Origin of the sequence: Stenotrophomonas sp. AS012628 (genome assembly GCF_010608305.1) — a bacterium.
GTDB lineage: Bacteria > Pseudomonadota > Gammaproteobacteria > Xanthomonadales > Xanthomonadaceae > Stenotrophomonas > Stenotrophomonas geniculata.
On sequence record NZ_VMBJ01000017.1, the window covers coordinates 62,292 to 73,447 of the forward strand.

Sequence of the window (11,156 nt, forward strand, 5' to 3'; positions counted from 1 at the left end):
CGAGCCCACTTTGCAGATGCTGGCCGGGCCGATCAGGCACAGCCGATTCGGCGGCATCGAGGGGCGCCAAGCCGTGCGCGGCGCGGATAGTCCGCAGGGCTTTCCCCTGGAGGCAAGCGCAGCGCCGCAGGCGCGAAGGCGTGAGGGATTGAAGCCGAATGGCCGTGACGACAAAGACGGCACGGGGCGCAGCCCGAAAGCCCGGCGGCGCTTTGCGCCGACACGCTCAAAAGTCTAAGAGCACAACAAGGGGCTCATTCTGGGAAATAGCAGGCACTATTTCCAAATAGATTTTATTTGCCGATGCCTACAGATTCGCCAACGAAATGGGATAACCCTGAGCCGCCATTTCCTTTGCCAGAAGTGGCCCTGCATCCTTTTGCAGATTGTCCTTGAATGGGATATAGAGCAACCCTTGGATGTCGGATGGGCGCTCCATATTGTCTTGTTGCTTCATGAGAATGGCAACGTTCTTACGACCGAGCAGCGTAAGCATCATGCCCAATTCCATCACAACATTTTGGCGCGCACGGAACGCCTTTTCGTCTTCGTGACCAGCGCGGTAGCCCTCGTCGTCGGGCGTGGCCAGCACCACAGCAAACTTTACTTCTGCCGTGTACTTTTCCAATTTCTCGATGATGGTCTGCCCTTCCGAAGGAAGTTGATCCAAGATCAACGGCTCAAGCCTCCAGCGGCGCAGCATCGCTTCAAGCTCGGTTCGGGCGGCATTATCGTGCCCATAAACCACGAATACCTTGCTGAGCATTGGCTTAGCAGCAGCGCCATTCTGTGGAGCTGGTGCCGCAGCCTGTGCAGGTTGCACGCCGAGGCAAGCCTTTACCGCCTCTTGGTTCTTGCCCTGAACATTGAAATTACCGGTGTGGTAGCTATTGACGATTGCACCATTTTGCAAACGAAGTTGTGTGCCAGTGCCGTTCGCAAGTGCCGTCTCATTCGCAATCTGAAGATTGCCGGCCTGTAGGCAGGCCTTAATTTCGTCGAGAGTCATCGCCATTCCTTCTAAGCTCCCCAAATCGCTTTTTTCGCAGCTTCGCTAAGTACATCGACAACAATGTCGCGCACGCCAGATGCAACCGAAGCGCCGACCTTCGTCATCACCTTCTTGAATCGAAGGGATGCAACTTGAGTTTTTGGACTGTCTTTGGTCAATTCCGTCAAATCGGTACGGAACTGCTGGACTTCTTCTGGCGACAGCTCTGCGCCTGCTTCCACTAGCTCAACAGCGCCAGCAATCTTGCGTTCAGTCCAAGGGAATCGGCTACCGCAGTTGTGGCAGAACGAGGGAGGCTCGTAATCACCACCCAAGCCGAAAACGCCTTCAACGTAGAAATCGCCGCGAATGGATGCGCTGCACGAAGGACACTGCATGATGGTCTCTTCACCGCACTTAGAGCAGAACGCCTCTTGAAGCTCGGGATTCTGATCAGCGGCTGTTGTTGCGACATGCCCGTTAGGACAAACCTGTGCGACCCGATATGTCCCCATTGCGCTCCCTTGTTATTTATGCCGATAGATACGGCGTTGGTCAAATCAAGGGATTGTAAAGCAGCAGCGTGGAAATTGGAGGCATGGATGACACCGGGCGCGGCCACTGCCGCGCCCGGATTTTTGCACTCACTGCGCCCAGGGCGCGGTGCTGATCGGGCTATTCCTTCGTCTCGATGAGCCACCACACGGCACGCGGCAAGGCGCGACCCGTGATGGGGTGAATGTCGGTCAGGTCGGCGCGGGCTGACCAGCCAGAGGGCGGCCGGTAGCCGCGCACGTCGCCTTCGCCGTGCCAGCGGCGGGCGCGTATCGTGCCGGGGGCATAGATCGCCGCCATGCGGGGGCGGCTGGTGGTGTAGGTCATGGGTGTTCTCCTTCCAGCAAAGCGCCCCGGTCGAGGCCGGGGCGCTTGCTTTTGCACGGGTCAAGCGGCTAGCGCCACGGAGGGTTCATCTGCTGTTGCCTCGGCATCCTCCGGGGCGTCGTCCTGCTCCTGTGGTTCTGCCTGCGTGGCGTCCGGCCCTTCGGCCTTGAAGATGGCAGGCATCCAGCCCGTGCCGTCTGCCAGCCGCTCGGCTTCGCTGGCAATGTCGGCCTTCTTCAACTTCGCCAGCCGGGTGACGTGCGACGGGGCGAACCGCTCCACGGCTTCCAGAATTGCAGCCTTCGGCACATGCCGGAAATAGCCCTCATTGGTGGGCTTCCACCATGCGGCCATGTCCAGCCTCACGGCCTGCGCGAGTTCTTCGCCCGGCTGCTGCCGTGTGGTGCGGGGTGTCACCACGTCCACCGTGACGGCCACGCATACCGCCAGCAGCCGCACCAGTTCGTCTTGGGACTTCGCCAGCAGCGCGGCGAACAGTTCGGCGCTGTCCTCCGGCAAGGCTTCGCCCGCCACCTGTTGGAACTCGCGCAGCGCGACGGCGGCGGGGGATTCCGGCCAGTCGGGGGCCATGCCTTCCAGCCGGTCTTGCACTTTCAGGCTCACGCCCAGCGGCAAGTCGTGGCCGTGGTAGCCGCCTTGCAGCACCGTTTGCACCATGCCATGCACCAGCGCAGCCAGCGCCACTTGCGGATGCCGTGCCACTTCGATTTGCAGCGCGGCGGTGCGGTGGGCGCTCAACCGTTGCGCCAGCCGGTCGGACATGGCGGCGGTCTTGGGCTGCCCTTCGCTGTCTCCGTCCTCGCCCTCGTCGTCGTTCCCAGCATCCTCGCCGCTGAACCCTTGGCGCAGGCGTTCCAGCGTGCGCAGCGCCTTGGCTTCGGCCTCGCGCAGCAGCCCGCGATAAATCACGGCCTGACCGTTGCGGTCGGTGGTGACGATGGCACCGGCTGCGGCCTTCACGGTCGGGCCGTACTCCTGCAAGCCATCTTCCAGCGCCTGCAACTGCTCGCCCAGGGCTTCGCCTTCTTCCTGCAAGGCATCGGCCTCTTCCTCGTCGTCGGCGTCCAGCGCGTCATCCACGGCTGCGGCCAGTTCGTGCAGCTTGGTTTGCAGCTTCTCGATGCGGGCTGCTTCGCGCTTGGTCGGCTCGCGCCGCTCCCTCGGCGCACGCTGGAAGGCGTGCAGGTCGGCATGGGTCACGGCGGGCGTGGCATCCACCCACGCCCAACCTTCGGCCTTCACCTCGGCGGCGATGCCTGCCAGCTTGTCTTGCGCCAGCCGTTCCAGCAGCGCGGCATCGGTCAGATACACGCCCGCATCGCCTTCCGCGAACAGGTCGCGGCGGATGCCGCCGCCTGCGGTTTCATAGCTGTCCAGCCCTACGAAGCGCACCAGCGGATGCCGGTAGCCGTCAATTTCCCTTTCGGTGAGGCGGTCGCGCAGCGCGGACGGCTGGCGCTGCCACGTTGGGGCGTCATAGAAGGCGCTTTCCTGCGCGGCGTGGTCGTCGGTGATGGCAAGGGCCATCAACTGGTCGAGCGTCACGGCTTCGGCGCGGTAGTCGGCCAGCAGGCGCGGCGACACGTTCGCCAGCTTCAAGCGGCGCTGCACCACCAGCGGGGACACGCTGAAATCGGCGGCTATGTCCTCGATGGGTCGGCCTTCGGCCACCAGCGCGGCGAATGCCTCGAACTGGTCGGCGGGGTGCATGGCTTCGCGTTGCACGTTCTCGGTGAGGCTGGCCGTGCGGGCGGTGCCATCGGCCACCAGCAGGCAAGGCACGTCCCATTCCTTGCTGATGCGGTGCTTCTTCGCCAGCAGCTTCAACGCGGCCAGCCTGCGGCCACCGGCCACCACTTCGTAACACTCGCCATCGGCGGCGGCAATCACGATGAGGTTTTGCAGCAGGCCGACACGCTGGATGCTGGCGGCGAGTTCGGGGATGGACATGCGCGGGGTCTTGCGCACGTTGCGGCCAGCAGGACGCGACACCAGCCGCGACAGCGGAACCAGAATCAGGTTCTTGGTCGGGTCGGCTGCTTCCAGCGGGATCGCGGCGGCGGTGTTGAGGGCGCGGGCTTCGGTTTGGGTAATGGCGTTCATGGTGATAACTCCTATGGGGTTCAGGGATACAGCAGCGAGAGAAGCGGCAAGGGCTGCTGCCTGCCCCTGCCGCGTGGGGAATCAGGCTTTCAACTGGCGCAGGCCATCGGCCAGCATCCAGAGGGCACGATTGAGGCGCACATCGGAATCAATGCCCTGCACCGGGCGGGTTTGCTGGCGGCGTCCGCTGGCGCTGCGGCCATGCAATCCGCCTTTGGTCAGGTTTTCTTGGGTGCGGTTGAACACGCTCCACAAGTCCGGGCGGCGGTCATCGAACCGGCGCGGCATCAGGATTTGCGATTCGGTGATGGGCGCGGACTTGTTGTCGGTGGGGTCGTACTTCAAGGCCAGCGCGGAACGGGCGAACACTTCGGCTTCGCCTTCGTCCAGCGTGATAGCGCGCATGGCATCGCGGGAATCCTTCACCCGGTCGAAACCGCGCAAGACTTCATAAGCGCCTTCGATGACATGCCCGGAAACGTCACCTTTGTGGGGCACGCGCACATCGGCCACGGTGTCGCCGCAGACGAGGCCATTGCTGCACACGAACCGGAACATGCCGGCCAGCATCTGATAGCTGCTCGTCCCGTCATGGGAATTGAGCAACACGATTTCATTGGCTTCCGCGCCGTTGATCTGGCTGGCGTGGCGCAGGCGCAGCATGTGTTTGGTGTGCTCGCGCTTGCCTTCGTCGCGCACACGGGTCTGCGTCACCATGAAAGGCTGGAAACCTTCTTTGCGAAGCTCGGCCAGCACGGCGGCGGTGGGGATATAGGCGTACCGCTGCGAACGGCTTTCGTGCGGCGCGTCCGCGAAGATGGACGGCGCTACGCGGTAAATCTGGTCATCGGTCAGCGGGTAGTCGCTGCGCAGCGAGGGGGAGCGGGAAGCGAATTGGGATGCGAGTTGCATAGTCTTTCTCCTGACGAAAAGGGTTTGCTGTTCAAACCGCACACCGGATTCCTAGATTCGGAGCCCAGCCTTTCGGCTGTTCGGTGCGGTTGGCACGAGGAACCCGGTTGGCCCTGTTGCCACCGTCTTTCCTGAGTTCATCGCCCGCGACGGTCAGGAGCCCACGGACGTGAGCCGTCAAGGAGAAAAGCGTCAGGGTGGTGCGGCCCGCAGGCGCAGCCGAGGACACGGCCTGGCGCGCCTTGACGGCACGCGGCCACGGGCTACAGTCGCGAGCAAGGTGATGGAGTCAGGGAAGACGGCTGGACATGGCAACGGCCGCCCCTGTGTGCTGAGCCGTACGCAAGCGAAGCGCGCAGGCCTGGATCTGGAAGCCGGGCCGAAGGCGTCAGGGATGTGGAAGGCTGGCGGACGCCAGTCCCGTCAGGGATGAGCGAATAGCGAACTTGGAGCAGCGCGATCCGCGAAGCGGAGACGCCCCTACGGTGCTTTCTGCGTCATCCAATAAAATTGGCCGTATCTTTTTTCTTCAATCGCCAGTTTTCGGAAAAATCAGGGTTTTCGGATGATCGAATTTACGGACAACGACATTCTCAAGTTGGACGAACGCTTTGCACAGGAAGACGTCCCATTCCATGCCCGCCCATTCCGTGCGGCGATGGAAATTCTTGGCGATCGGTTTTCCATCGGGGTCGGCGGCAATCCCCAAGTGCGCGAGATCGAGCAGGCATATGAGCGGCTGATTCCCGAAGTCAAATTCACCTGGCCAGGCATGGGGACAGGCTTTGCCGCATCGGTGGATCGTGTCAGGAAAGTAACGATTGGCGTTGTCTTTGGAACCGTCAACATAACCGTCGATAAGGGGCTGGGATTTTCAGGTCATCAGGAATGGGCTGCCTGGTGTCGCGGCGACCGCAAGATCGCAGAAAGATCAGCGTTCGCTTTTGCTGACATGCACGACCTTGTGTACGGCATTAATCGCGGGGCACAACACAAAAATGCCTCGACATTCTGGGGTCTTGCAGCCGAGCAACTGAAACTGGTTTCCGAAAGTCTTTCCCAGTCCGGTTCGATTGGCAGCGCAGTTCTGCAACCCATCTGCCTGACTGCCGAACTGGCAATGAAAGGCACGCTGTTACATCTTGGCGTGCCGGAGAAGGACTTAAGAAACCCTAAATTATTTGGCCACAACTTGAACAAGCTCGGCGAAAGAATGACCAAAGATAGCAGCCACAGGGATGATGCATTGCTCTTGCCGGCACTGAACAAGTTTCCTGACTATGTAGGTGATCGCTACAAGGAAACACAACTGACCCGGCTGGAGATTATTGCCTTGGCCTTGGATGCCCAGTTTGTCGCCGCTTCGGCCGTGAGGCGCATTTCTGGCGAGGACATGGCAAGTCAGATGGAAGCCGCAGCAGGCCCGCGTGGAAATTTCTTTCCGTGAGCAACTATAAGCAAGCGCACCGTCCGTAAGGGCGGCGCGCTGCGTGGTCGCCACGATCAGTGCGCGACCATCGACTGCAACTGCTCGATCACGCTGGGTTCGACGAACACGCACGGCTGCTTGTCCGCGATCGGCACGTTGAACACGCGAGCGAAAACCTCGCGCTTCAGGTGCGCCAAGCGCCCAGTCCGGTACGCCTGTTCGGGCTTCATCCGATCAGCGTCAGACGGCGAGCCGCTGCGCTGCGGATCGCATTCGACTAAGGCGACAAAGCCATCGTCGGACAGCTTCTGATATTCAGGGCACAAGCCCCAGCCTGTCGCCGTGTGGTGCCCCATGCTTGATTGCACCGGTGACAAAGCGAGTGCCGCAGACCAGGCAAATGTGGTGTTCGAGGGAAACGTACGATTTGTCGTTCATGACGATCTCCGGTTGCACGGGCGGAATTGCCCGGAACCGTCGCCAGCACGGCGCAGCGCAGCAGTCAGGGGTCAAGGACGGCCCCGGCCGCAAGCGTGCTTGCACGCGCAGCCCTTGACGGCGAGAACGCCGTGGTACGGTGAAGGGAACAGCAAGACCTCCCAGCCAACTCCAACGAAGGCACGGACAGGCAAGCGGAGCGCGCAGGCCCGATAGAGGGCCGAAGGCGTCAGCGATGTGGAAGGCTGGCGAACGCCAGTCCCGTCAGGGATGAGCAGATAACGAATCTGGAGCAGCGCGATCCGCGAAGCGGAGACGCAGCCATGTACTTCGCTTATTATCTATTCGTATAGATTTGATGCTTTCAGCCAGTATGCCGCACTCGACCATTGACTATGAAGACGCTGAATATCACTGATGAGGTAGTGCTTCTATTGGTTCCCCTGTGGAATTCCATAGATAAGTTCGATTTAGCCTTTTGGAGAAAAAGATGATTTCCGACGATTTGATTGAAAAAACAAAACAATCCCTTAATTCCGCATTGAAGACTATTCAGCCATGCAGCCAAGATGAGGCAATGAAGTCAATAAGATCAAAAACCCAGATGGCAACGGGGAAATCATTGAAAGTAGCGGACGTAAAATCATATTTCCTCCTGCTAGATGCCATTTACAACAGTGACAAGAAAATAAGTCAAAGATTCAGCAGGGAAACCGTATATAAAATTATTGATGAGTGCGTTTTCTCAAGGGGATTTCTGGAAAAAGATTTCTCCAATGAAGATGCCTTGTCGCTAATAAAGACATTCACAGACGCTATGCCAGAAAACGTCAAGATATTTGCACCAATATCAGGATTGAGGTTGGACAAGAACAAGACGGCGATCATCGGGCCTTTTGAAATCGGTTTTTCCTCGAAGCTAAAAATGCCAATCTCAAATGAGGATGGATACTATATATGCTCAGAAATAAAAAATAGCTACGATAATTCAAAGTCTATTGCTCTCGCCCATGAGGAGTTTCAGGAGTTCATCAATCTAATATTCTTCATGGCTGGAAAGAAAGATAATTCAATTTTCATAAAAACGGGACTTCCTTCCTATCCTAGCTACACGCACCACCAAATGTATGTCGAGACTAGCTCATATCAAATACAAAGAGAATCTTTTGAATTTGGCGACACATCAATAAGCAACAAGATTGCCGAGAAAGTACCTGTAGATGACGATTTTTTTGTGAAAAATCCAAATTTCTCCAGACTCTGGGATTTTTATAAAGAAAGGAAAAACGGAAAAAAAATATCTGATTTTCACTCAAGAATATTAAATTGCTCAATTTCAATTGGTGAAGCAATAAAAAGCCAGAAGGAAAAGGACTCCGTTATCCACACGTGCATTGCCCTTGAGATCCTATTGTCTTACGATGAAGGTAGTCTTTTCCAAAAAAGCATTGGCGATCGCTTGGCGGATACCTTTGTATTCATTATTGCAAAGGATAAAGAGGCTAGATTGCAGGCGAGTGCATTATTGAAAAAGGTTTACCGAATGAGGTCTGCCTTGGTTCATGGTGGAAGCAAGGAGATTGATCAGAGCTATGTCGGAATAATTCAGCTAGCTAGAGCCGCTATTGCCGAGTTATTAACATCCGAAAAATACAAAGAGATAAATAAAATAGATAAATTATATGAAATGGTAAAGGATGCTCAGAATTCTTATTAGAAACAATGATGTATACCGCGTCCCGGCGCGCATCCTTGATTGAGCCGCTGCGGCTGCCCCGCTTGTGACTGCTCAGAATTCCCGCTTGAATAGTTGCGCGAGAAAATTAACGCTGTCGTGACCTAGCACAAGGCACAGCCTGCGCGCCCCTACGGCGCGCATCGGGACACACAAATGCTGCTGTCAGGATTTTTCGCCAGGCTGCCGCTGCTCAATCTGCAACCGCGCCCGCTCGGTCGCCTGCTGCAACTTCTCGCCCAGCACCGCACGCGGCGGCAAGCTGGTCAGGTACTCGGCAACGTGGATGCCCGACTTGTCCAGTTCAAGCAGTTCGATCTGCTCGCGCTTCTTGCCGGTGCAAAGGATGATCCCCAACGGCGAGGCTTCTTCCGGTTCCCGTTCGTGCTTGTCGAGCCAGCGCAGGTAAAGCTCCATCTGCCCCTTGTACGCAGCCTTGAACTCGCCGATCTTCAATTCGACGGCCACCAGCCGGCGTAGCTTGCGGTTGTAAAACAGCAGGTCAAGGTGGAAATCCTCGTCGTCGATCTGGATGCGTTTCTGCCGGGCGACGAAGGAAAAGCCCACCCCCAGCTCCAGCAGGAAGGCTTCCATTTCACGGATGATGGCCGTCTCTAGGTCGCTTTCCTGCCAGCTATCCCGCAGTCCCAGGAAGTCGAGGATGTACGGGTCGCGCATCACCAGCGCCGGGGTCATGCGCTGCGCATCGCGCAGGGTCGCAAGTTCCTGCGCGATGGTTTCTTCCGGCTTTTGGGACAGCGCCGTGCGCTCGTACAGCATCGAGTCGATGCGCTCGCGCAGCGTCCTCACGCTCCAGCGTTCGGCGCTCGCCATCTGCGCATAGTAGTCACGCTGGAGCGGGTCTTTCAGCGGGATCAGCGCCAAGAAATGTGACCAGCTCAATTGTCGTGACAGTGAAACGACAATTCGCTCGTCCGGGTAGGCAACGGCGAACTGCACCATCCGGCGCAAGTTCTTGTCCGCGAAGCTGCGTCCGTAGTCGCGGACAAGCTGCGCGGCCAGAGACGGCAGGATTTCTTCGCCGTACCCGGCCCGCTGCCCGGCCAGCACTTCCGTATGGATGCGCAGGCCGACGCGCCAGAACAGCAGAGTCAGTTCCGTATTGACCGCCAGGGCAGCGCGCTGGTTCGCTGCCTCGATCAATGCCCGAATGTCGCCCAGCAGCGCCGTCGGCGCTGCTGGTGACGCAATGGATGACTTGCGCCTAGTCATGCCGTTGCCTCCGCCGCCGGGGGGCGTTTGGTGCCGGTGATCGTCTTGCGCCGGCTCGCCACCAGTTCGGCGGCTTCCCGAACCGGCTTGTCCTCGGTGTGGACATAGCGCATGAACATCGCCACGGTCTTGTGCGCCGTCAGCACCATGCCGACTTTGACCGGAATACCTGAATTGGCAATATCGGTCGCGGAGCGGTGGCGGATGCCGTGCGTCCCGACGTGCGGCACGCCGGCCGCCTTGAGCGCCCGAGTCCAGCCACCGTAGTGCTCGCCATAGGTCAGGTGCTTGGCCGGGTCGTTGGGTGACGGCAGAACGTAGGGGCAACCTTCCTGGCGGGGGGCGGTCGAAAGCAGGCGGTGGGCTTCCTCGCTCAAAGGCTTGGACATGCCGCCTGTCTTGCTGTCAGGCCACACCACGCGCCGGTTCTCCAGGTCGATCCAACTCCATTCGAGCCCGCAGATTTCTGAGCGGCGACCGGCGAACTCGAATTGCAGGCGGATCGCCAGAGGGATGACGTAGTTTTCCAGTCCCTCGGCTTCCAGATGCTCCAAATGGCGGAAGATGCGCGCCATTTCCTCGTCATTGATGAGGCGGGTAGCCTTGCCGGCCGGGAACATGGGGACATGTCGGCAGGGATTGGTGCCATCCGGGCGGAAGCCCCACACTTCGGCCATGTTGAACATCTTGCGCAGCACGCCGAAGGTGTGATTCGCGTCGGCCGGCTTGTAGGCCAGCTTTTCCATCAGCCCGGCAATGTCGGGCCGCTTCACGTCCTGCACCTTCTTGCGGCCCAGCAGTGGGACGATATTGCGGTCTATGACCGCCTGATAGCCTTCCTGCGTGCTGACCTTGTTGCGCTTCTTGGAGTAGTCCTCCATGAACTTCTTGCACAACGCTTCGACCGTCGGCGCTTTCCGCGCATCGGCCTTGGCACCGCCAGGGTCGCCGCCCCGGCGAACCTCGGCCAGCCAGTCCTGCGCCATGACGCGGGCCTGCTCCACGGTCAGTTCCCCGAACAAGCCCAGGGCGGGCTTGCGGCGCTCCCCGGTGTTCGTCCGGTACTGGAGCATGAACACCTTGCGGCCCGCCGGGGTAATCTTGCACAAGAAGCCGGGCACCACGGTATCCCGTAGTTCGACGGCCTGCGCCTGGGGTTGCGCCGCATCAACGGCGGTCTTGGTGAGCTTGATCTTAGCCATGATGACTCCTCGGAAAGACCCGTTTCCAAGAGCCACATGGGGGCCAAGCGGACGGAAGCCGGGTCAGGTTTCAGAAAGCACCGTCATATGTTGAACTCGCCTAACCCATTGATAAACCTGCTGTATCGGGCTGCGGCGTAGTCCAGCGAAATTCGGTGCTGGAGTCATCGTGAAATAAAAAAATCCATCGCCTTCTTCATTCGGGACAGC

The 11,156-nt window shown here is 58.9% G+C and carries 9 protein-coding genes and 1 pseudogene; 2 read left to right on the top strand and 8 right to left on the bottom strand.

The annotated features are described in order from the left end of the window. Positions 1-307 precede the first annotated feature (307 nt). From G5A07_RS10030 to G5A07_RS10050, 5 genes are all read right to left on the bottom strand, one after another. Entirely contained in the window at positions 308-1,009 is a 702-nt protein-coding gene (locus G5A07_RS10030; RefSeq protein WP_011002526.1) for a TIR domain-containing protein, read from the bottom strand. An 11-nt stretch (positions 1,010-1,020) separates the two neighbouring features. Continuing rightward, on the bottom strand, positions 1,021-1,506 hold the full coding sequence (locus G5A07_RS10035; RefSeq protein ID WP_191863260.1) for a DUF2321 domain-containing protein: 486 nt from the start codon (positions 1,504-1,506) through the stop codon (positions 1,021-1,023). A gap of 160 nt (positions 1,507-1,666) precedes the next feature. Next, the gene (locus tag G5A07_RS10040) at positions 1,667-1,873 is read right to left on the bottom strand and encodes a hypothetical protein (protein WP_004350866.1); all 207 of its coding nucleotides are present in this window, start codon (positions 1,871-1,873) and stop codon (positions 1,667-1,669) included. 60 nt (positions 1,874-1,933) lie between these two features. Continuing rightward, on the bottom strand, positions 1,934-3,997 hold the full coding sequence (locus G5A07_RS10045; protein ID WP_191863261.1) for a ParB/RepB/Spo0J family partition protein: 2,064 nt from the start codon (positions 3,995-3,997) through the stop codon (positions 1,934-1,936). An 81-nt stretch (positions 3,998-4,078) separates the two neighbouring features. Further along, positions 4,079-4,909, bottom strand: a complete 831-nt coding sequence (locus G5A07_RS10050) for a DUF932 domain-containing protein (RefSeq protein ID WP_191863262.1) — start codon at positions 4,907-4,909, stop codon at positions 4,079-4,081. A 565-nt stretch (positions 4,910-5,474) separates the two neighbouring features. On the opposite strand from G5A07_RS10050, the gene G5A07_RS10055 reads away from it, so the two are divergent. Further along, positions 5,475-6,356 (top strand): hypothetical protein, encoded by an 882-nt coding sequence (locus tag G5A07_RS10055; RefSeq protein ID WP_191863263.1) that lies wholly within the window; start codon positions 5,475-5,477, stop codon positions 6,354-6,356. 56 nt (positions 6,357-6,412) lie between these two features. On the opposite strand, the pseudogene G5A07_RS10060 reads toward G5A07_RS10055, so the two are convergent. After that, positions 6,413-6,776, bottom strand: a pseudogene (locus G5A07_RS10060) (ATPase). A 490-nt stretch (positions 6,777-7,266) separates the two neighbouring features. On the opposite strand from G5A07_RS10060, the gene G5A07_RS10065 reads away from it, so the two are divergent. Then, entirely contained in the window at positions 7,267-8,493 is a 1,227-nt protein-coding gene (locus tag G5A07_RS10065) for a HEPN domain-containing protein (RefSeq protein ID WP_191863264.1), read from the top strand. Between the two features lie 183 nt (positions 8,494-8,676). Here G5A07_RS10065 and G5A07_RS10070 read toward each other — a convergent pair whose 3' ends face one another. Both G5A07_RS10070 and G5A07_RS10075 read right to left on the bottom strand, forming a co-directional pair. Next, positions 8,677-9,744, bottom strand: a complete 1,068-nt coding sequence (locus G5A07_RS10070; RefSeq protein WP_191863265.1) for a PDDEXK nuclease domain-containing protein — start codon at positions 9,742-9,744, stop codon at positions 8,677-8,679. Next, the gene (locus G5A07_RS10075; RefSeq protein WP_191863266.1) at positions 9,741-10,946 is read right to left on the bottom strand and encodes a site-specific integrase; all 1,206 of its coding nucleotides are present in this window, start codon (positions 10,944-10,946) and stop codon (positions 9,741-9,743) included. Before G5A07_RS10075 ends, G5A07_RS10070 begins: the two co-directional genes overlap by 4 nt. Positions 10,947-11,156 lie beyond the last annotated feature (210 nt).